The following is a 21,290-nucleotide window of genomic DNA, read 5'->3' on the forward strand; positions in this document are numbered from 1 at the left end:
TTCGTGGGGGGGCCGTTGCCCAAAAAAAAGATTGTCATTATCTGTGGCCCGACCGGTGCCGGAAAAACCGGTTTTGCCATCGATCTGGCCCGGCGATTCGGTGCTGAAATCATCGGCGCCGATTCCATGCAGATCTATCGTTACATGGACATTGGCACGGCCAAACCCACGGCATCGGAACAAGCGGCCGCTGTCCACCACCTGATCGATGTGGTCGATCCGGATGAGGATTTTGATGCGGCCGCTTATGCCACCATGGCCACAACCATTATCAAAAAGGTCATCGCGCGCGGAAACATTCCGCTTGTGGTGGGGGGCACCGGGTTCTATATCAAAGCCCTTTTGTATGGACTTTTTGAACGGGGTGGGGCGGATGAGACGATTCGAGAACAGTTGAACCAGCGGGCGGAAACAGAAGGGTCTGCGGCCTTGCACCGGCAGCTGACGCGTATCGACCCTGCCTCCGCCGCTCGGATTCATGTCAATGATACCTATCGTATTGTCCGCGCCCTGGAAGTCCATGCGGTAACCGGAGAGCCCCTTTCGGTTTTTCAAAAGCGCCACGGATTTTGCGAGCCCCGTTTCGATGCCCTGGAAATCGGGCTCGCCTGGCCCCGTCCGGTACTGTACGATCGGATAAACCGACGTGTCGATGCGATGATGGACCAGGGTTTTTTGGAAGAGGTGCGGCAATTATTGGCCCGTGGATACCACCGGCATCTGAAATCCATGCAGAGTCTGGGGTACCGGCATTTGACCGGGGTTGTTATGGGCGACCTGACCATGGAATCGGCCGTGACAACCTTGAAACGGGACCACCGCCGGTACGCCAAACGGCAGCTTACCTGGTTCCATGCGCGTCCCTTTGTGCATTGGCTATACCCGACCCAAGCAGATCGGGCAGAAAAATTGATACGCGCATTTTTTGCCGAACAGCGTCTTTCGGCCCCCCGTCAATAAGCATCGTGCAGCGTCCCATAACAGTGTTGTCGATCCATAAAGATATCAGGCAGGCTGCCGATAATTAAATATTATCTAAATTTTATCGTGGCCGGCAGTGGGATGAACCATTGCGATCCGGCAGCGTGGAGGTAAAATGCCGTCCCAGACCCGTGTTTTGATTGTCGATGATGAACCCGCCATCCGTAACAGCCTGGTGGAATTTCTGGAAGATTGCCAGTTTGATCTATACTCTGCGGATAGCGCCGAACATGCATTGGACCTGATCGCACGGATTCCCATCGATGTTGCGGTGGTGGACATTCGCCTGCCTAAGCTGGATGGTGATTCACTGATCATGCAGGCCCATCTGTTGCGTCCCAACATTCGTTTTCTCATTCACACCGGCTCGGTTGAGTATAAGCTTCCCGAGGAACTGAGAAATCTTGGCGTCACCCCGGAGCACGTTTTTCACAAGCCCCAAATGGATTTGAGTGTCTTCGAAACTGCCATCAATCAACTCATGCATTCAGATGCTGATTGATGCTTGATTAAAACCCATACGATTGATTTGCGATAATAGTCGACGCGGAGACCCGTTTGGCCTCAAATTTTCCTCATGATCCGCTATCACCTGCATCAATCTGTCCGGTCACCGGACTTCCTGTTAAGTCCCGGTCGGAATGGAAAAATCGCGCGTTTGGAAGCAATTATCGGTTCACCATCCGTTTGATTGGCGATCGCATTATCCTGAACCAACCCTCCGGCGTTGCCGAATTGGAAGATATTATTGGATCACTCGAGTTAACCGATGCAGTGCTCCGGGAGCATATCGATCGCTCGATGGGTTACCTTCATCTCTCCGACTATTCCGGCATGCAGGGCATCACCCGCGATGCCCGTAAGTACTATATCGACTATATGGAAAAGCGGGATTCGATGTTGGCATTGATTTACTTTAATGCCAACACCTTGTTCAAGGTGATGATCAAACTGGCCAAGCGCTCCAGCACGGGTAAATTCGGCGTCCAGGTCGTCGATGACTATAAGGCGGCCATGACCTTGGCGGTGCACCTTCTCGACGATCAGACGAACGTGCCCGATAGGGGCAATTTGCCCCGGGATTTAAACGCCGGGACGACGCCTCCGGATCAACCCGGCACGATCAGCAACACGGCTGCCAATAAAAACAGACCGCAACCGTCTGCCGTCCAGGATGCGAATTTTGTCGTTCATGAACTGCTGCGCTTTATTGGTGATATTGACTGGGAGCGCCATGGCGCGGCAAGTCCCAGCCCCGTGGACAAGGCCCATCCGTTTCGTTCGGTATTTGATGCCATTGCTTTGATTAAAGAAGAACTGGATGCCATCCTTGAAAAACGCCGTCTGGCTGAAAAGGCACTGCTGGAAAGCCAACAATGCTTCGACGAGGTCCTCAAGCACTCCCGGGATGTCCTGTTTAAACGGGATCTTCGAACGGGGGCGTATGAATACATGAGTGATGCCGTCAGTGAGATGATGGGCGTTTGTGCCGAATCCGTCTGCCGAAAAGGACTGAAAGGCATCAAAGCGTTCATTCACCCGGAAGACCTGCCGCGGTTTCTTGCTTTTCATAAAAAACTGCTGGAAAGTGACGATCCAAAATCCACCGACCACTTGGTGCAGTACCGTATGCGCGACAGTGAGGGAAAATATCATTGGCTCAGCGAAACCGCTGCCGTGATTCGGGATGCTGAGGGCGACCCTGCTTTTGTGATTGGTAGCAACCGCGATGTATCCCGCATTAAAGCACTTGAGATGGAACGTCAGCAAATGACCGAACAATTGTTGCGTTCACGTAAGCTGGAAGCGGTTAGCACCCTGGCCGGGGGGGTGGCCCATAATTTCAATAACCTGCTGATGATTGTACTGGGGAACCTGGAACTGATGCGCATGGACGTACCCCCGGGTGATATCTTGCACCGGCACATTGATGCCGCTGAAAAATCAGCCCAACGCGCTGCAAATTTGAGCACGTTGATGCTCACTTACGTGGGACAGACCAAGATCAGCCCCAAGGCCATTGATTTGAACCATGCCATATCGGAAATGGTTGACGTGTTGAAGACAACGATGGCCAACAACGCAACAATAACCCTTGAACCCGGTCCGGACGCGGCCTGGATTCATGCCGATAGCGGAAAGCTGTTCCAAATGCTCAGCAATCTGGTTGCCAATGCGGTCGAATCTTCCGGTGACCCGCCCCTTGAAATCAAAATCCGGATTGGATTGCAGTATTTCATGGCTGCTGAACTGTCGCGTTTACTGCCTGGTGAGCACCTGCCCGAAGGCGGTTATGTGTCATTGCAGGTCGCTGACAACGGCTGTGGGATGGACCCGGAAACCATCGATAAAGTGTTCGATCCCTTTTTTACCACCAAATTTACCGGGCGCGGGTTGGGGATGGCCGCCGTCATGGGAATTATGCGCGCCCATCATGGGGGCGCGCATATCGATAGCCGCATCAATGGTGGCACGACGGTTACCGTTTATTTCCCGGCGCATTCACAGCGAACCGCCATGCCGACGCCCACACCTGCAACCGAGGGCTATCAACGAACGGTTCTTTTGGTGGACGATGAACCCTTGGTCCTGGAATTGGGCAAACAGATGCTCCGCCGGTTGGGGTGTGACGTGCTTACCGCTGTAGACGGCTTTGAAGCGTTGTCCGTCTTTGAAGCCAATCGTGACCGGATTCATCTGGCGGTGCTCGATATTGAAATGCCTCGCATGGACGGTCGGCAAACACTGGTGCGTTTACGAGAACGTGGAGCGCGGTGTCCCGTTTTGGTGGCCAGTGGATTTATCGAGGCCCAGGCCCGAGAAAAATTAAGGGATGTTCAAGTGGATGGATTTATTCAAAAACCCTTTCATGTAAACCAGCTGCACGAAAAAATTGCCCCTCTTTTTCAATTGTCAAAAAAATAAGTGTCTATGCAGAAATAACCATGCCGGCCTTGGTTCCCCATTGATCCTTATGACGGCACATTCAGACAGGATTTAGATCACGTTCACTGAGGATCAAACTGCCTGCCTGCTCCTGGACCAGCCCGGGAACCTCTTTTTTGATCGAAAGAATCGTATCGATGTTGTCCAAAAAGAGATCAAATAGATAGGGGTCAAATTGACGGCCCTTTTCCTTTTTCATGATCTCGATGGACAGCTCCAGCGGGTAGGCGGGTTTGTAAGGCCGGCGGCTGCTCAGGGCATCGAAGGTGTCGGCGATGGCGACGATCCGGCCGGTGATGGGGATCGCTTCACCTTTCAATCCCTGCGGGTAGCCCCTACCGTCCCAGCGCTCATGATGGGAAATGGCGATCTCCTGTGCACAGCGAATGACGTCCGATTTTGAATTGGCCAGTATTTTGGCGCCGATGTTGGTATGCTTTTTCATCTTGTCAAATTCTTCATCCGTCAATTTATCGGGTTTGAGCAGAATTTGATCAGGGATGCCGATCTTGCCGATGTCATGCATTGGGGCGGCATACCCGGTATTTTCAACCTCTTTTTCGGTCAGACCCGATTGCCGGGCGAGCAGGGTACAGAAACGGCCGATGCGCACGATGTGATCCCCGGTATCCTCGTCCTTGTACTCTGCTGCTAACACCAGGCGGTGGATCGTGTCCAGATAGGAGGATTGAAGTGCCGCATGGGCCTTGAGGAGTTTTTGGTGCGCGGAATGGGCCTCGGTTCGATAGCAGCGTTCACGCAGCACACGGTTCAAACGGGTGCTCATTTCAGATGGCATGATGGGCTTTTGCACAAAATCGCTGGCCCCCATGGTAAGGATTTCGGAATAGGACAGATTGGGGGCAAAGCCGGTCATGATGATCACGTCACTGTTGCACTTCGCCTTGACCCGTTTAAGCAGTTCGATGCCGTCCATCTTAGGCATATCTATATCACTGATGACCACATCCGGTTCATCTTTTTCGATCAGGTCAAGCGCCATTTCGCCATCGGTGGCGACCTGGCAGTGATGTCCTTCTACCTCGACAATAGTCTGCAGGATTTCCCGGATATCCGGGTCGTCATCGACGATCAGGACATGACAGTCCGAAAAGTGAAATCCATGAACAGAGGTGTTGTCCTTGTTTAAACGTTGGGTGATCTTCATTTTGTTTCCTTACCGATTGGCTGGTCCGGTGTGTGCAAAAAAAGTTGATCTCGGCCGCTTTTGGGGTGGTCGCCGATTTGAAAACCGTATCAGATGAAACTATCGGAATCTGGCGACGAAGCTTAAGAATTATATTGCAAGGACGTGAAGAAGAGATTCCTGGCGGTGGTGGTGATTCTTTTCAAGAAAGAGAATTTGTGGTAATCACAGCGGGAACTGATGATCGAAAACCACCAAACCGCCATTGCCAGGCAGGCACATTGGCGGATTTTTCAGGGAGTTGATAATACGACATGAAAGTTGATGGTAAACAGGTACGTCCCATCTGGTTGGATGAAGACGGCACAGCGGTGAAGGTTATTGACCAGCGGCAACTGCCCCACCGTTTTGTGGTGGCTGAACTGAAAACCGTGGATGAGGTCATCCACGCCATCCGTGAGATGTTTGTCAGAGGGGCACCGCTGATTGGCGCCACTGGTGCCTATGGCGTGATGATTGCCGCGATCGGCAATGAATCCACAAGCGATCCTTTAGCGGCCATTGATGCCGACTGCAGGCGGCTTAAAGCCGCTCGCCCCACGGCGGTGAATCTGGCCTGGGCTGTGGACCGGGTATGGGAAAAGGTGCGGGCCGTGGAACAGCCGGCCGCGCGCATTCAGGTGGCCCGCGATGAAGCAGGTGTCATTACCGAGGAGGAGGCGGAAAATTGCCGCCTGATCGGTGTCCACGGTGCCGGCTTGATCGAGGCTATTGGCCAGCGTAAAAAAGGCGCCACGGTCAATGTGCTGACCCATTGCAACGCCGGATGGCTGGCCTGCATCGAGTACGGAACGGCCACGGCGCCCATTTACGAGGCATTTGGTCGTGGCGTGGATCTGCATGTCTGGGTGGACGAGACCCGGCCGCTCAACCAGGGCTCTCGACTGACCGCCTGGGAACTGGGCAAACACGGGGTGCCCCACACGGTGATTACGGATAACGCCGGCGGCCATCTGATGCAACATGGGCGGGTGGACATGGTGATTGTGGGCACCGACCGTTCTACCCATACCGGTGATGTGGCCAACAAAATCGGCACCTACCTCAAAGCGCTGGCGGCCCGGGACAACAATATCCCGTTTTATGTTGCCTTGCCGTCTTCCACGTTTGACTGGACCATGACCGATGGTGTCAAGCAGATTCCCATTGAAGAGCGCAGCCCGGACGAGGTGCGTTACATCCAAGGGCTGGCCGACGGACAAATCGTCAAGGTTCTTGTGCCCCCAGAGCAAAGCCCGGCCGCGGATTTTGCCTTTGATGTCACCCCGGCCCGCCTGGTAACAGGGTTTATTACCGAAAGAGGCGTCTGCGGCGCCAGTGAAACTGAAATTCATCGGCTTTTTCCAGAGCGCTGACCATCTGCCAGGCGCCCAACAGGATCGGATAATTATTCATGACACTGCCCGTATTAACTGATTTGGAAAAGAAAGTGATCGCTTCCATTCAAGGGGATATCCCCATCGTATCCCGCCCGTATCAACGGTTGGCCGAAAACATCGGTATTTCCGAAGAGCGGTTTATCGAGGTCCTGCAACACCTGACTGAACTGGGCGTGATCCGCCGTTTTGGGGCAACCTTACGCCACCAAAAATCTGGTTATCAGGCCAATGCCATGACGGCCTGGCAGGTGGAGGAGGATCGAATCGAAGAAGTGGGGCAGATCATGGCCTCATTTCGCGCTGTGTCCCATTGCTATCGGCGTGATCCAGCCGACGGGTGGCCCTATAACCTATACACCATGATTCATGGCAAGAGCGAGGCGGATTGTCGGGAAACTGCTCGAAAAATTTCCGAAAAATCGCGGGTTGAAACATATCAATTGCTATTCAGCCGAAAGGAACTGAAAAAAATATCCATGACCTATTTTCCGGAGGCGCTGTCGACATCGAAAAACAAAAAATAACCCCAACGCTGCGGCGTTGGGGTTGGTGCCTGCCCATTTCAGGATGGACGGTGATGGCTTGGCGAATGATCACCCATCAGCATTAGCATCGTTTGCAAGAACGGCGGTCAGTGTACAAAGTTCTTTTTGAAGCTCCAAGAGCTTGCCTTGCATCAGCGTGGCTAAAACAGCCATCCGTCCCTGGCTGTTTCCGGAGTTGTCCAATAACCGATCGATTTCCGCTTGGTACGATTGCAGACGGGGATTTTGCTTCAGAAATTGTTCCCGATCCTTTAACGCTTTCTGTAACAGATCGTTTTTGGTGATCTTTTTTTCAGCTGATGAATCGCTTCCTTTGGCCACATATTCTGTTCTTCTTCCGCATCTCTCTTCCATTTTCAATTTCCGCCTCATCATCTGTCAGTTGTAAGCAAAAGCCTTGATTTGGAATAAGCATTGGCTCGCCGTGTTTTTCTTTGATCAAGCAAGACGTACGCCAGAACCTAAACATAATTGATAAAATAATATTTTCATTGGGTTAAGGTGAACGCGAGGAATATTGGATCCATTTTTACGGAAAAAAAATTCCTACAATTATTAGACATCTTATTTAATTATAGGAATAATTTTTCATATATTTTCGGTAATGAACTTCCCAAGCCGTTGTCCTGACTACTTTTACATTCGCTCATCGCACTGAATGAGTTGATCACAGGGAGGGGATAAAAAAATGTGTGTAGAGGAAACAACTTGAAAAAATAGGAAAAATCATTTTATATGAATAGCAACAACCTATTTTCTGCATGGCTTTCTTGTACCTCCATTACTTCCGGCGTCACCAGCGAAGACCATTCGGCTCCCACAGCACATGCCCTGACTGATCGTTGCGGTTGCAAACATCCACTGTCGCTTCCTTGCAATCCATAGCACCCGTTTTAATTCAACTGAGGAATCCCAATCATGGCATGCAAAGGACTTGATCACATCGGCAAGACAGAATCCACCCAAACCACTGGCGGACCATACCGGCTGCTTTACGAGCAGTCCACCGATGCCATTTTTATCGTTGATAAATCCACCGGTCGCTGTGTGGATGCCAATACCGCCGCCCATACGCTTACCGGTTATCCGCCGGCCGCGCTGAACAGATTGCCTTTGATGAAAATTATCCAAATGGATGCGCAACAATGGCTTCATGCGGCTCGTCGATCAACATCCATGGCTGATTTGGGTGAAGTCGAGTGTTTACGATCCGATGGTTCGAAGCGCAGTGCCGGCCTCAGCCTGCTGCCCTTGGACGATGAAACTGTTTTTGCCATTGTCCGTGACATCACGCGCCAAAAACATGATGACGCCAAATTAAAAACCGGTGAACAGCGTTTTCGTCAACTTTTCGATAACATGGGGGCTGCTGTTGCCATCTGTTACAGTCTGGATAACGGCGAATCCTTTCTCTTCAGGGATGCCAACCACGCCTGTTTGAGTTACATCCAGGGCAGCAAGGATGCCGTTATCGGCCGGGACATCCAGGATCTGTTTCCAGGCATCAAAACAATGGGGCTGTTGGATGTCTTCAAGCGCGTCTGGGCCTCAGGCACGCCTGAACGGGTGTCCGGCAGGAAGTACGCGGATCAACGGACTGAAGCATGGGTTGAAAGCTATGTTTGTAAACTGCCATCGGGAGAACTGGCGGTGATTTGTGAAGATATCACCGCCAAGCGTCAGTCCCAGGAAGACCAGGCCAGATTGGAAAAACAGATCCAGGAGGCCCAGAAGCTGGAATCCATCGGCGTTTTCGCCGGTGGTATCGCCCATGACTTCAATAACATTCTTTTTCCGATCACCGGCATGGCCGAACTGCTGATGGAGGATCTGCCCGAAGGCAGCCTGGAACATGAAAGTGCGAGTGAAATACACCAGGCGGCCAAACGGGCAGGAGATCTGGTCAAACAGATTCTTTCCTTCAGCTGCCGAGCCGAGCATAAGAAGATCGCTACCCACATTCAGCAGATGCTCAAGGAAATCGACAAACTGGTTCGCTCAACCATTCCTTCGACCATTGATATCGTCTATGAGATTGAAAAGGATTGTGGGCCGGTCATGGCGGATCCCACCCAACTGCATCAGATTGCGATGAATCTGATCACTAACGCCTATCATGCCATGGAAACCACAGGCGGACGAATAACGGTAGGCCTGAAACAAATTACGCTGGATGAGGCTGAAAAATCCGACGTTGCGCTGCCACCCGGTCAATATGCCCGGTTTTCTGTTGCGGATACCGGCTGTGGGATTGATCCGGCGGTCATGGATAATATTTTTGAGCCCTATTTTACGACAAAGGCTCATGGAAAAGGGACTGGTTTGGGGCTTTCCGTTGTTTACGGCATCGTCAAGGACCATCAGGGCGATGTCCGGGTAACCAGCTGTTTGGGCCAAGGAACCACAATGGATATCTTCTTTCCAATCCTGGATGGTGCCTCACTTGATGAAACCGATCAGCCGTTCGGAAATGATTCGCGTGGTGCGTCAGGTACTCGATGATGGAAGGCGTGCAACGAACTGATATATTAGGATCAGGATACAATACCGGCGGGTAACATTGTGCCTGAAGTTTTCTGCCTGTCTGTCGATAATCGTTACTATACCATTCGCAGGAGACCCAATCATGGCCCATATTTTGATCATTGACGATGATGCCGCGTTATGCCGTACACTGGCGCGTATCGTCACCAGAATGGGGCATACGGTTAATTCAACCCACACGCTAAAGGACGGTTTGGCGCAAGGCGGCGCCGAGCCGCCGGATATTGTACTGCTCGATGTTCATCTTCCGGATGCCAATGGCATCGAAGCCATGAATCAGGTTCACCACCTGCCTTCAAAGCCCGAAATTATTATTTTTACCGGGGCCGGTGATCCCGATGGGGCCGAACTGGCCATCAAGGGCGGTGCCTGGGACTATATCGAAAAATCTTCATCGGTTAAGGCCATGACCCTGCCGCTGATGCGGGCATTGGAATACCGATCTGAAAAATGTGCCAAAATACCGGTGTTTTTAGATCGGCGACGGATTGTGGGCAACAGTTCCAAAATGACCGCCTGCCTGGATCTGGTTGCCCAGGCGGCTGCCGGGGATACAAATGTTTTGATCACCGGTGAAACCGGGACCGGCAAGGAACTGTTTGCTGATGCCATCCATATCAACAGCAAACGGGCGGACAACAATTTTGTGGTTGTGGATTGTGCGGCACTGCCGCATGAGCTGGTGGAAAGTATTTTGTTCGGTCATGAAAAAGGGGCCTTTACCGGTGCGGAACAATCCCGTACCGGTTTGGTCAAGCAGGCCGATGGGGGTACCCTCTTTCTCGACGAAATTGGCGAACTTCCCCTTGATCTGCAAAAGACATTTTTAAGGGTTTTAGAGGAGCATTGTTTCAGGCCGGTCGGCAGCCAAAAGCAGATTTCCAGCGACTTCCGGCTGGTGGCGGCGACCAATCGGGATCTGGACGCCATGGTGGCTGCCGGGACGTTCCGTCAGGATCTTTTGTTCAGAATTCGTACATTGGTAATCGACCTTCCACCACTCAGAGAGCGCGCCCGCGATATCCGTGACCTGGCCATCTATTTTGCCGATACGATCTGTGACAAAACCGGTCAAGCGGCCAAACGTTTCGCCGAGGATTTTTTTGATGGCCTGCAAAGTTATGCCTGGCCTGGAAACGTTCGTGAACTGCTGCATGCCATGGAGCATGCCCTTTCCGTGGCTGGTCTTGAACACACCATCTTTATCCGGCATCTGCCAAGCCCGATCCGCGTTTATCTGGCGCGCCAAGGCCTTAAAGCCAACTGCAACAATGACCGCACACCTATCCATGGATGTATCAATAAGCCAATCAGCAAGGTGCGTGAGGCGGCCATTGCCGAGGCTGAAAAGGGGTATCTCCAAACACTGCTGACGGCGGTGAACGGTGATGTTCAAGAGGCCTGCCGAATTTCCGGCTTATCCCGTTCCCGGCTGTACCATCTGATGAAGACCTATGGTCTGCAACGTTCGAATTAGCCTCTCATCTGCTCAGATCTTTAATCCTTTCATTCCGTCAATCCTCTTTTTTCCTGTTGCACAGGATTATGTCCCGCACGGCAAGACATCTTGCCCCCCATCGTCGAAATAGAATGCGCCAAAGTTTTCTTAACCTATTAAAATAAAAACTGATAATTATTTCCTGAAGGATTGGCACGGATGTTGTTTAAGCGTCTTTCGATACGCCCTAACGTTACACCAAGGGATAGAATTTCGATAAAGGAAACACCCATGCATATTGCCATCTATGCAGATGCCTATAGCAAATCCTTCAATCGGCTTCACCAGGCCATTACGCTGGCGGAATTAGGCCGGCCACCGGAGGTTCATAGTGATGTCAGTCGGTTTTGCGAGTGCTTCCGAGCGCTGGTCTACCATCCGGATGTAATCATCATGATGCCCACATCTTATGCAGAGCTAAAGGACCTGGTCGCCGTTCGCGATCTTTTTGCCAATGCCCGAACGATTCTCATTTTGCCGGAACGGGATGCTTCTGTGGTGTCCATGGGACATCTATTTCATCCTAGTTTTATCACGTTCAATGACGAAGACTTTCAGGATGTGGCGGCGATATTGAAACATTTGTGCAAGCATCGGCGATGCCGGATGGATGGGTAAGCAAAATGATGGGCGCACGGACACTAAACCATAGCAGTATTCACGGATTGGAGCGTTAAATGGATCCTAATAATCATCGTGAGCAACGATTCGCGACATTTCTCATTGATGGTGAAAAGACCGTCGAATTTGCCATCCGGGCTGAGGATGTGTTGGAAGCGACACCGGTGGGGGATGCGATTCAGCCCTTACCGTCCAGTGTTGACCACCTTGAAGGGTATATGCACCTTCGTGAGGATGCCATTCCGGTGATTAACATGAAAAAACGCCTCGGGTTCCCAGAGACGGGATTCGCTGCCCAGGCCAAGGTCGCCGTGGTGGCCATTCATGGATTTCGATTGGGACTGCTTTTTGATGATATCAAAGATGTGCTGGTTGTGGACATTGATACGATCGATGCTGTTCATCCCGCACTTCAAAGCACTGATAGTATCATTTCCGATTTGATCAAACTGGAAAGCGGTCGTCGTACTGTGGAACTGCTCGATCTGAAGCGCCTGCTCGGTGGGGCGGATGCGATTGAGCAGCTGAAAGATATCGACACGCAATTAAAAAGCGGCCGTGAGACAGTCCAGCAAACCTACTCGCGGTTTGTGGTCTTTTCTACCGCCGGGCAGGATTATGGCGTACCCGTCGAAAAAGTTCAGGAAATTACTTTCCTCAGCAAAATTGACGATGCATTTAAAAATGATTCCATCGAAGGGGCGGTTCAGCTGCGTGGTCATGCCATTCCCGTCATTAATGCGGCGCGGCTGTTTCGGGCCGATCAAGAGGGCTTGTCCACCAGTGAAAATACCCGGGTGTTGATATTAAATGCGCAAGGGTTCCAATATGGCCTGATTGTCGACGATGTGCGGGAAATCATTTCCATTCCCGACACGGCCATTATGCCACTGCCACGCACCGGCAACGGCACCGTCAGCGGTATCTATGAGCGAGAAGCGGGTGGCAATATCATGTTGATTCGGTTCGAAAGGCTGATCGACAGTCAGCAGCATGAGCTACGTTCCGTCGCCCGTCTGAAATCCGACCATGCAGACACCGGCGTCCACGACAAGTGTACCCAGGCGCGTCACCTGATTACGGCCAATTGCTATTTGGTATTTTCCATCGGCAGAAATTTCGCCATCGAACTTGCCGATGTACAGGAGATTATTGAACACCACGCGCTGATGGATCTACCGGGAACGTCAGGATTTGATGGACGGGTGTTGAACCTTCGGGGCCAGATTTTACCAGTGATCAACCTGGCGGGGTTTTACGGTTTGCCGGAAGCGGATCAGGCACAGGATAAAAAACTGATCATTGCCAGAAATCAGCGACGCACCATTGCGTTAGCGGTAGACCGCATCCTGACGATTTTCAAACAGGAGCAGTATCAACAGACACCCTCTTTGAATCCTCAATTGAGCGGGAAAAAAGACACCCTCGATCGCTTGATCGAATTTATCGGCGATACCGGGGTCAAAGAGCATGTGCTAGTCATCAATGTTCAGGCAATGATGGATAATCACCTGGATATGAATACCACTTTAACGGTTGAAGATAATAATATCGAAATCAAGGAGAACAATCATGGCAACCCCGCAGCGGACTAACAATCGCAGTAAACAATCGGAAAATAGCAGTCAGGTAGCCCCCTTGGAAGGGGCATCGGTGAACACCATGGTTCTGGAACAATTGAGTGATGCGAGTTTCATTGTCACCAAGGATAACCGGATCTCGTGGGCCAATGCGTCTTTTTTGCGCACCTTTGGCCTTAAACCCAAAGATGTGTTGAACAAAATGACCTGCGAGGAAGCCTGCGGGACCCCCTTATGCGGAACCAACAATTGTCCACGCGACAAGGCGGGCCGGATTGGTAAACCCGCCGATGCGGAAATGGTAAAACCCAATGGAAACGGGGAACTCCTTTATTTCCAGACAAGGGCCATTCCCATGGATGATGAGGATCAAGCCGCGCTCATCACCCTGAAGGACATATCCGACAAAAAACAGCTGGAAGCCAGGCTTCGGCAACTGGAAACGGATCTGAACGTCATTCCCACGCCGATTATGGAGATCGACGCTCAATTTAATGTGACTTACATGAACCCGACCGGTGCGTCGGTGGTGGGGCTGACACCGGACGAGGTGATTGGCAGAAAGTGCTATGACCTGTTTAAAACCCCCCACTGCAAAACCGAGAAGTGTGCCTGCGCCCGGGCCATGAAGACCGATAGTGTGGTTGCCGAGCAGACCATTGCCCGGCCCGCGGATGGCGTGATTGTGCCCATCAAATACACTGGTGCGCCGATCAAGGACGCCAAAGGCAATATCAAAGGCGCCCTCGAGTATATCCAAGATGTCACCGAAGAGGCTCGCCAGCAACAGGCCGCAAATGAGAAGATCGAGAACCTGAACACGATTCCGACCCCGATCATGGCCATCGATACGGATTACACGGTAACGTTCATGAATCCGGCTGGTGCATCGGTGGTGGGCATGACACCAGACGAGGTGGAAGGCAAGAAATGTTACGATTTGTTCAAGACCCCCCACTGCCAGACCGAAAAGTGTGCCTGCGCCCGGGCCATGAAGACCGATAGCGTGATCACCGAGCAGACCATTGCCCGGCCCGCCGAAGGGGTGATCGTGCCCATCAAATACACCGGTTCACCGATCAAGGACGCCAAGGGCAACATCAAGGGGGCCCTGGAATATGTTCTGGATGTCACCGAAGAGGCCCGCCAGCAGCAGCTGGCCAATGAGAAGATCGAGAACCTGAACACGATCCCGACCCCGATCATGGCCATTGATACGGATTACACGGTAACCTTCATGAACCCGGCCGGTGCATCGGTGGTGGGCATGACGCCGGATGAGGTGGAGGGCAAGAAATGCTACGATTTGTTCAAAACGCCCCACTGCCAGACCGAAAAGTGTGCCTGCGCCCGGGCCATGAAGACCGACAGCGTGATTACCGAGCAGACCATTGCCAGGCCAGCCGAAGGGGTGATCGTGCCCATCAAATACACGGGATCACCGATCAAGGACGCCAAGGGCAACATCAAGGGGGCCCTGGAATATGTTCTGGATGTGACCGAAGAGGTTCGCCAACAACAGATGGCCAATGAGAAAATCGAAAACCTGAATGCCATCCCGACGCCTATCATGGCCATTGACAGTGAATTCACGGTGACCTACATGAACCCGGCCGGCGCCGCGGTGGTCGGCCTGACGCCAGACGAGGTGGAGGGCAAGAAATGCTACGATTTGTTCAAAACACCCCACTGCCAGACGGAAAAATGCGCCTGCGCCCGAGCCATGAAAGGTGATGAAATTGTTTCCGAAGAGACCATTGCCCGTCCTGCGGACGGTGTGATCATGCCCATCAAATATACCGGTGCGCCGATCAAGGACGCCAAGGGCAATATCAAGGGGGCGCTGGAATTCGTCATGGACATAACCGAGGAAGCCAAGCAGCGCCAGGCGGCCATTGAAAAAATAGAAAACCTGAACGCCATCCCCACACCGATTTTTTCCATTGATACGGATTATAACGTAACCTACATGAACCCGGCCGGTGCCGCGGTCGTCGGCCTGACCCAGGAAGAAGTGGAAGGCAGAAAATGTTACGATATGTTCAAGACGCCGCATTGCCGTACGGAAAAGTGTGCCTGTAACCGGGCCATGCAGGGCGATACGATTGTGTCCGAAGAGACCATCGCCCGACCGACTGAAGGGGTGATCATGCCCATCAAATACACCGGTGCGCCGATCAAGGACGCCAAGGGCAACATCAAGGGGGCCCTGGAATTCGTCATGGACATTACCGAGGAAGTCAGCCAGCGCCAGATGGCCAATGAGAAGATCGAAAATCTGAATGCCATCCCGACGCCCATTCACGCGGTTGATACCAATCACACGATTACTTACATCAACCCGGCGGGTGCGTCCATGGCCAACACCACGGTCGAGGAAGCCATCGGTAAAAAATGCTGGGATCTTTTCTGCATGGAAAGCTGCCGTACGGAGAACTGCGGCGTGACGCGGGCCATGCAGGAGGATGCGATCAATCAGGGACAGACCGTGGCCAGCATTCAAGGCAAGGACATCCCCGTCAAGACCACCAGTGTCAGCATCAAGGACGCCAAGGGCAATATCAAGGGCGGACTCGAGTATATGGTTGATGTGACCGCCGAGGCCCAGGTGGAAAAACTGATCAACAGCGCCAGTGAACAAGTGGCCGCGTTGGTCAAGGATTCCAGCAACCAGATGGACCAGAGTTCCAGCGCCATGGATGAGATGATGAAAGCCCTCGAAACCGAGGTGACCTTGCTCGATACGTCGGCGGCGACGGTCCACGGGATGCTCGGATCTGCCGAGGACATGCTTAAAATGGCCCAGGAGGCGGCAAAGATGACCGGCCGAGTATCCGAGGATGCTGAAAACGGGAAGAAAGCCGGTACTGAGGCAGGCAAAAAGCTGCAACGCATTAACGAATCCATGCAGTCCAACAATGAGATGGTGGCCAACCTCGTAGCCCAGCTTGAGAAAATCAGCGGCTTTGTGGATATTATCAAGGATATCGCATCACAGACCAATCTGTTGGCCTTCAATGCCGCCATCGAAGCGGCCCGGGCGGGGGATGCCGGTCGCGGCTTTGCCGTGGTGGCCGACGAGGTGCGCAAGCTGGCCGAAAACAGCTCCAAGTCGGCCGTGGACATCTCCAACATTGTCAAACGGGTTGAAAATGAATCCAAGGATACCATTACCGCCATGAAGGATGGGATGAAAATGCTCAGCGAAGGTGGCGATGTGATCAATACGGCCCTGGATGCCATGGAACAGATCTCATCGGAGATCAACAGTATCGCCGGCAGTGTGGAAAAAGTCAGCCTAAATGCCGACGAGCTTCGCGAAAAGGGCAAGGACGTGACCCAGCAGATCGAAAAGGTGGTTGGCACCTCCAAGGATAATAGCCAGTCATCCCATCGGGTCAAGTCCAGCATCAGTGATACGGTTCAGGTCCTTGAGCAGTTGATGGCCTCGAGTAGATCACTGGAGGATGCCATCCGCAACCGTTAGAGCCTGTTTGATAAATCCGTCTAAGGCCCGCTAACGGCGTTGGAAAGTGTCTCAAAATGCTCACATATTATATATATGCTCCGCTTTTGAGCCACTTTCCGCCTTGTTATCGGGCCTGATCCAGACTTCTCAGACAGGCTCTGAGGATTGACCCATCTGTTGTAATAAAATGGGGTTATTGATGGTAATGTTTAAACGTGGGATTAACCCAAGTGCTTGGTGAAAAAATATATACATGCCGGCTGACCATGCGACGGATCAGCGAGGATGATCTCCCGCTGATCCTCAAATGGAGCAACAGCGAAGAAGCCTTTGGCCCGTATTTGACACCCGAGCGGTATACCCCAAAGCGACTGAATGAGCAATTTGCCGGAGGCGCATTGTGGAGAAATGGCGATAAAACGTTTTTTATCGAAAAACGGGAGTGTGCGACACCCATTGGAACCATCCATTATTGGCAGCGGCAAACCCAGCCGGATACGGCCATGTTAGCCGTAAAAATCGCCGAGCCGGCGCAACGGGACAAGGGATACGGGACAGAGGCCCAGAAATTTTTGATTATCCATCTGTTTGAGCAGGCGGGGATAAAAAACGTTGAAATGGTTACAGACATCAACAACGCCGCGCAGCAACGCTGTTTAAGCAAACTGGGGTTTACCATCATCGATTCCCAGACCTATGACGACCACCAGGTGGTTCGAACCGGATACCTGTTTCAGCTAGGCTATCAAGACTACCAGCAAAAAGCCATATACCGTTTCCATTATGAATAGAAAAAAACCCGGCATCTTCTATGACACCCGGTTGTTCAGGCATGTGATCGATCAGCATACTCCGGAAAATCCACAACGCCTGCGATCCCTTTACCATCAGCTGGCAACACCGGCATATCAAAGCCAGTTCCTGCGCATTGAGGCTGATGGCATCGATATAGAAGCGGTCGAGGCGGTTCATCCGCGCTTTTATCTCGATCAGATCAGATGTCACAGCCAATCCGGAAAGCCGTTCGGTTATGACAAAGATACCTATGTCATGGCCAACACACTGGACAGCGCCCTGTTGGCCGCGGGCGGTTGTCTGCAGATGGCCGGGGCCATCATGTCTGGAACGATCGACAAAGGCTTTGCCCTGATCCGTCCGCCCGGTCACCATGCCGAACCCGGCCGGGGAATGGGGTTTTGTGTGCTCAACAACATTGCCATCACCGCAACATGGCTGCGTCGGGTATATGGGTTGAGCCGCATATTGATTTTTGATTTCGATGTCCATCACGGCAACGGTACCCAGGAAGCCTTCTACAGCACCCCTGAGGTGCTGGTGTGCTCGTTCCACCAGCACGACCTGTTCCCTTTTACTGGTTCGGCCAAAGAACTCGGAGAGGAAAAGGGGCTGGGCTACACAGTGAATATCCCGGTTTATCCGCAATACGGGGACGTTGAGTATACTTATCTTGCCGGACAGGTGTTGCAGAATATTGTTGAGCAACACATGCCCCAGATCATCCTTGTTTCTGCCGGTTTTGATGGTCATCAAAATGATCCGATCAGCAAAACCCACCTGACGACCCAATGGTTCGCCACGGTTACCGCCATGCTCAAACGAATGGCGGATGAAACCTGTGACGGACGACTGCTGATGGTGCTGGAAGGGGGGTACAATCCACAGTCCCTTCACGAATCCGTGCTTGCTGTATTAAAAACCCTGGTGGATGAGAACTGCCAACGTGTCGGCATCCTGCCTTCTCGTCGGGCCGCCACCCTGCTTGCCGATCATCCGGCCAAACAATTCTGGACGTTTTAGGAAAAATCAATGTCAACCAATCCTCCGCCGTTGAATGCCGAAGCACTTAAAACGCTGTTTGATGAATGCCGTCAATGCGGCAGCTGTTGCAAAAAATATCGTAAAATCCGGCTACATGCCGATGAAGTCGACTTTATTCGTAAAATGGGCGGCCACGTCGGTGTCAGCGCCTCGCTTGCCCAGCTGCGTGAGAAACCACTTGAAACGCTGATTGAAGAAGGCAAGGCCAGCGGACGCGTCTACATGATCCACCCGGATGACAAGGGCTGTATTTTTCTTCAGAAGCGCAACGGAAAATACGCATGCAAAATCTACAATTATCGCCCGCGAACCTGCCGCGGATTCCGCTGCAACATGGCCGATAACACGTTTATGGATGTCTTTGGCCAGGATGCAACGGTCCTTTTGGGGATGGATTCGTTCGGCCTGCCCTTGAAACGCTAAGAGCCTGTTTGATAAGTCCGTCTAAGGCTCTTAGGCGTATAACCGATAAACGCTTAGACAGTGCCGGACTCGTCATGCCGGACTTGATCCGGCATCTGTGCTACGGAACCTCGCTAACTAAAGACGAGCATGGTTGCCGTCTGATTGATATGCCCGAGGAACGCTTCTCCATACGTGCTGAATCCAATGGTCGGGATATCCGTAAAGATATCTGCATAAGCGTCGGTCATCCCCTTTTTTTCCAGCTCTAATGTCCGCAATATGCAGTTAAAATTGATGATGCCGGAAATCCGCGGCAATTCTTTTCTTTTGTTTTCAACAGCCTCGCGGGTGTCCTGGATGATATCCGACGCTTCCAGCAGATTGAGCGCCATGCCTTCCATCACATTGCAGTAAAAATACATTTCATCGCCCTCGATGCGCTGGGGGCTGCGCACAAAGGGCTCATCATCGATGACCAAGCCGACGGGATTGGACATGAAATAATTTTCGATCTGGTCAACGGGTGCACCGATCGCCTCGGCGTAGGCCACGCGGGCGGGTTGGCTGTTGAACTCAATGACCTTTCTTTCTTCTGGATTGACCTTGGTCGCCACGAGTGTTGACGGACAAGGCTTAAAACTCTGTGTTTTTATGAAGCTAAAGTCGACCTTGGGTTTAAACAAGGCCAGTACGGCTGCATTCGTATAGGATTTACCGTTTGCATAGACCCAGGTTTGATTGAATTTGAGGTCATCACCGGAAGATCCGCCGATAAAAATAATATTGCTGCGTTCTCCGATATAATCCATCAGATTCTCTTCTGATTTGCTGAGCCCATCCGCCAAAATGATGCCCACATATTCATTCAGGTCCATGTTCGATGGATCTGTCGAGAAGTAATTTTTGAATTTTTTGAATGCTTTATCGACATGATTCATTGTGCGAATGTCCGGCACGACCTGAAGATTCATCTCGCCGATGAGATCCGCCTTCATGCCCATGGCAACAATTGAATTTTTCAACATTTGACCGCTAATGATTTCACCGGCAGTGGAACATCCAAATGTATCTGCTTTAGGAAACGCCTGCTGCATGGAGCGACTGATGATGTCGGGATCGTAATGCGATGATGCGAAATAAATAACGACGCTGGGGTTGAATCCTTCCATTTGAGTTTGAAGATGACGGGCAGCTTTTTTCGGGTCTGTCTCGATGCTGTGAGCAGTAATAATGTTCATGTTTTTCCCTTTGCGTCAAAATATGTGCAGGTTCAGATTTAAAGGATCAGCTTGATTCTGTCCGAATTAGACGGGGTTGTCATGGGTATTTGAATGTCCATGTTTTTGGCAATATCGTTTAAGCGCTGGATAATTTGGGGGTCATCAGGGGTGTCAAGGGTATGGATGTCCGGATTGATGCCTTTCAGCATGAGTTTGATGCGGGTCGTTTTGGCCACCATCGGGTCGCCGCCGGAACGCTGGGTGATGATGCTGTCGATAATCAGCCGGGTTCTTCCCCGGGTTTGTTTCGGTTGGATCTGTATGTCAATGCCGTAGGATTGTGCCAATTTTATCAGTTTGCTCAACAGCAAGGGATCATCAGGCGTATTCTGGGTTAGCCTGTTCGGTCTGATTTTCATTCTCTTCAATGCCATTTTTATTTTGATGGTCTTGAAAATGGCACTTATCCCCCGTGACCGTTTCTGCATGATGGCATCGAGTATCTTTTTGGCACGACCTTTCGATCTGTTATCAATGGCGACCAGGTTAATTCCTGGAAGCATCACTTCCTTACTGTATTTATTATTGATTGCCATGGTTTACCTCGCTTTCAGTTAAGAACGATGAATGTCAGATATAACAACAGGAGCAATTCTTCCGATGGATTGATTCACTTCAATATAAGCGAGTATTTAAGCAAAGATAAGATTCTCGCCGGCTATCATTGACTATGGTTGTTGTATTGTCGGGTCTTTTTGACCCGCTGATTGCTTTTGTCTTTGCGTCAGACAAACATTCCGGTGATATTTATTACTTGAAATATCCTTTTTTCTTCAATCCTTTTGTTCCGAGCGTAGAATATGCTGAACGTGTAGATATTCCTTGCTTTTTGTTATGGAAATGAGCTTGCTTGATTACCGATCCAAATGATCAACGCGGGTAAGCCGGATGGGCCTTACCGAGTTCTACACGTTGAATTAGAGATATAAATACAGCAAATTGTAGGCCAATATCTCTTTTAAATTATTTTGGGCGTTTACAATACTGATACAATCA

Annotated in this window: 18 protein-coding genes; 14 read left to right on the top strand and 4 right to left on the bottom strand. The window is 51.4% G+C overall.

From position 1 onward, the window contains the following. Nucleotides 1-15: 15 nt before the first annotated feature. The 3 genes from miaA to Dvar_RS11640 all read left to right on the top strand — a co-directional run bounded on the left by miaA (nucleotide 16) and on the right by Dvar_RS11640 (nucleotide 3,906). On the top strand, nucleotides 16-960 hold the full coding sequence (gene miaA, locus Dvar_RS11630) for a tRNA (adenosine(37)-N6)-dimethylallyltransferase MiaA (RefSeq protein ID WP_419661866.1): 945 nt from the start codon (nucleotides 16-18) through the stop codon (nucleotides 958-960). 136 nt (nucleotides 961-1,096) lie between these two features. After that, the gene (locus Dvar_RS11635; protein WP_419661867.1) at nucleotides 1,097-1,483 is read left to right on the top strand and encodes a response regulator; all 387 of its coding nucleotides are present in this window, start codon (nucleotides 1,097-1,099) and stop codon (nucleotides 1,481-1,483) included. 56 nt (nucleotides 1,484-1,539) lie between these two features. Then, nucleotides 1,540-3,906 carry a hybrid sensor histidine kinase/response regulator gene (locus Dvar_RS11640; protein WP_419661869.1) on the top strand — a complete coding sequence of 789 codons (2,367 nt, stop codon included), beginning with the start codon at nucleotides 1,540-1,542 and terminating at the stop codon, nucleotides 3,904-3,906. Between the two features lie 61 nt (nucleotides 3,907-3,967). On the opposite strand, the gene Dvar_RS11645 is transcribed toward Dvar_RS11640, so the two are convergent. Then, nucleotides 3,968-5,095, bottom strand: a complete 1,128-nt coding sequence (locus Dvar_RS11645) for an HD domain-containing phosphohydrolase (protein WP_419661870.1) — start codon at nucleotides 5,093-5,095, stop codon at nucleotides 3,968-3,970. Nucleotides 5,096-5,127: 32 nt separating this feature from the next. Here Dvar_RS11645 and Dvar_RS11650 point away from each other — a divergent pair, with 32 nt between their 5' ends. From Dvar_RS11650 to Dvar_RS11660, 3 genes are read left to right on the top strand one after another with little or no spacing between them, the layout of a single operon-like run. After that, a complete protein-coding gene (locus tag Dvar_RS11650; RefSeq protein WP_419661871.1) occupies nucleotides 5,128-5,379 on the top strand; it encodes a hypothetical protein in 252 nt (83 codons plus the stop codon). Nucleotides 5,380-5,388: 9 nt separating this feature from the next. Continuing rightward, nucleotides 5,389-6,489 (top strand): S-methyl-5-thioribose-1-phosphate isomerase, encoded by a 1,101-nt coding sequence (gene mtnA, locus Dvar_RS11655; RefSeq protein ID WP_419661872.1) that lies wholly within the window; start codon nucleotides 5,389-5,391, stop codon nucleotides 6,487-6,489. A 38-nt stretch (nucleotides 6,490-6,527) separates the two neighbouring features. Continuing rightward, nucleotides 6,528-7,037: an Lrp/AsnC family transcriptional regulator gene (locus Dvar_RS11660; protein ID WP_419661873.1), complete on the top strand. Its 510-nt coding sequence runs from the start codon at nucleotides 6,528-6,530 to the stop codon at nucleotides 7,035-7,037. 69 nt (nucleotides 7,038-7,106) lie between these two features. Here Dvar_RS11660 and Dvar_RS11665 read toward each other — a convergent pair whose 3' ends face one another. Next, the gene (locus Dvar_RS11665; RefSeq protein ID WP_419664104.1) at nucleotides 7,107-7,412 is read right to left on the bottom strand and encodes a DUF3135 domain-containing protein; all 306 of its coding nucleotides are present in this window, start codon (nucleotides 7,410-7,412) and stop codon (nucleotides 7,107-7,109) included. Between the two features lie 564 nt (nucleotides 7,413-7,976). On the opposite strand from Dvar_RS11665, the gene Dvar_RS11670 reads away from it, so the two are divergent. From Dvar_RS11670 to Dvar_RS11705, 8 genes are all read left to right on the top strand, one after another. After that, nucleotides 7,977-9,560 carry an ATP-binding protein gene (locus Dvar_RS11670; RefSeq protein ID WP_419661874.1) on the top strand — a complete coding sequence of 528 codons (1,584 nt, stop codon included), beginning with the start codon at nucleotides 7,977-7,979 and terminating at the stop codon, nucleotides 9,558-9,560. Between the two features lie 124 nt (nucleotides 9,561-9,684). Further along, the gene (locus Dvar_RS11675) at nucleotides 9,685-11,079 is read left to right on the top strand and encodes a sigma-54-dependent transcriptional regulator (RefSeq protein ID WP_419661875.1); all 1,395 of its coding nucleotides are present in this window, start codon (nucleotides 9,685-9,687) and stop codon (nucleotides 11,077-11,079) included. A 252-nt stretch (nucleotides 11,080-11,331) separates the two neighbouring features. Beyond that, on the top strand, nucleotides 11,332-11,718 hold the full coding sequence (locus Dvar_RS11680) for a hypothetical protein (protein WP_419661876.1): 387 nt from the start codon (nucleotides 11,332-11,334) through the stop codon (nucleotides 11,716-11,718). Between the two features lie 59 nt (nucleotides 11,719-11,777). After that, entirely contained in the window at nucleotides 11,778-13,316 is a 1,539-nt protein-coding gene (locus Dvar_RS11685; RefSeq protein ID WP_419661877.1) for a chemotaxis protein CheW, read from the top strand. Beyond that, nucleotides 13,294-16,788, top strand: a complete 3,495-nt coding sequence (locus tag Dvar_RS11690) for a PAS domain-containing protein (RefSeq protein WP_419661878.1) — start codon at nucleotides 13,294-13,296, stop codon at nucleotides 16,786-16,788. The genes Dvar_RS11685 and Dvar_RS11690 overlap by 23 nt, the downstream gene beginning before the upstream one ends. 197 nt (nucleotides 16,789-16,985) lie before the next feature. Next, nucleotides 16,986-17,561 (top strand): GNAT family N-acetyltransferase, encoded by a 576-nt coding sequence (locus tag Dvar_RS11695; RefSeq protein ID WP_419661879.1) that lies wholly within the window; start codon nucleotides 16,986-16,988, stop codon nucleotides 17,559-17,561. Beyond that, a complete protein-coding gene (locus tag Dvar_RS11700; RefSeq protein ID WP_419661880.1) occupies nucleotides 17,554-18,588 on the top strand; it encodes a histone deacetylase in 1,035 nt (344 codons plus the stop codon). The genes Dvar_RS11695 and Dvar_RS11700 overlap by 8 nt, the downstream gene beginning before the upstream one ends. 9 nt (nucleotides 18,589-18,597) lie before the next feature. Continuing rightward, entirely contained in the window at nucleotides 18,598-19,032 is a 435-nt protein-coding gene (locus Dvar_RS11705) for a YkgJ family cysteine cluster protein (protein ID WP_419661881.1), read from the top strand. Nucleotides 19,033-19,145: 113 nt separating this feature from the next. Here Dvar_RS11705 and Dvar_RS11710 read toward each other — a convergent pair whose 3' ends face one another. Both Dvar_RS11710 and Dvar_RS11715 read right to left on the bottom strand, forming a co-directional pair. Next, on the bottom strand, nucleotides 19,146-20,252 hold the full coding sequence (locus Dvar_RS11710) for an FIST signal transduction protein (protein ID WP_419661882.1): 1,107 nt from the start codon (nucleotides 20,250-20,252) through the stop codon (nucleotides 19,146-19,148). A 38-nt stretch (nucleotides 20,253-20,290) separates the two neighbouring features. Then, a complete protein-coding gene (locus Dvar_RS11715) occupies nucleotides 20,291-20,830 on the bottom strand; it encodes a hypothetical protein (protein ID WP_419661883.1) in 540 nt (179 codons plus the stop codon). Nucleotides 20,831-21,290: the final 460 nt, after the last annotated feature.

The organism is Desulfosarcina variabilis str. Montpellier (genome assembly GCF_048565275.1).
Classification (GTDB): Bacteria; Desulfobacterota; Desulfobacteria; order Desulfobacterales; family Desulfosarcinaceae; genus Desulfosarcina; species Desulfosarcina variabilis.

Excerpts from the sequence above, each read along its gene's own strand:
- Dvar_RS11635 (WP_419661867.1), top strand. The coding sequence starts at position 1,097 with ATGCCGTCCCAGACCCGTGTTTTGATTGTCGATGATGAACCCGCCATC.
- Dvar_RS11645 (WP_419661870.1), bottom strand. The coding sequence starts at position 5,095 with ATGAAGATCACCCAACGTTTAAACAAGGACAACACCTCTGTTCATGGA.
- mtnA (WP_419661872.1), top strand. The coding sequence starts at position 5,389 with ATGAAAGTTGATGGTAAACAGGTACGTCCCATCTGGTTGGATGAAGAC.
- Dvar_RS11660 (WP_419661873.1), top strand. The coding sequence starts at position 6,528 with ATGACACTGCCCGTATTAACTGATTTGGAAAAGAAAGTGATCGCTTCC.
- Dvar_RS11665 (WP_419664104.1), bottom strand. The coding sequence starts at position 7,412 with ATGGAAGAGAGATGCGGAAGAAGAACAGAATATGTGGCCAAAGGAAGC.
- Dvar_RS11670 (WP_419661874.1), top strand. The coding sequence starts at position 7,977 with ATGGCATGCAAAGGACTTGATCACATCGGCAAGACAGAATCCACCCAA.
- Dvar_RS11675 (WP_419661875.1), top strand. The coding sequence starts at position 9,685 with ATGGCCCATATTTTGATCATTGACGATGATGCCGCGTTATGCCGTACA.
- Dvar_RS11680 (WP_419661876.1), top strand. The coding sequence starts at position 11,332 with ATGCATATTGCCATCTATGCAGATGCCTATAGCAAATCCTTCAATCGG.
- Dvar_RS11685 (WP_419661877.1), top strand. The coding sequence starts at position 11,778 with ATGGATCCTAATAATCATCGTGAGCAACGATTCGCGACATTTCTCATT.
- Dvar_RS11690 (WP_419661878.1), top strand. The coding sequence starts at position 13,294 with ATGGCAACCCCGCAGCGGACTAACAATCGCAGTAAACAATCGGAAAAT.
- Dvar_RS11700 (WP_419661880.1), top strand. The coding sequence starts at position 17,554 with ATGAATAGAAAAAAACCCGGCATCTTCTATGACACCCGGTTGTTCAGG.
- Dvar_RS11705 (WP_419661881.1), top strand. The coding sequence starts at position 18,598 with ATGTCAACCAATCCTCCGCCGTTGAATGCCGAAGCACTTAAAACGCTG.
- Dvar_RS11710 (WP_419661882.1), bottom strand. The coding sequence starts at position 20,252 with ATGAACATTATTACTGCTCACAGCATCGAGACAGACCCGAAAAAAGCT.
- Dvar_RS11715 (WP_419661883.1), bottom strand. The coding sequence starts at position 20,830 with ATGGCAATCAATAATAAATACAGTAAGGAAGTGATGCTTCCAGGAATT.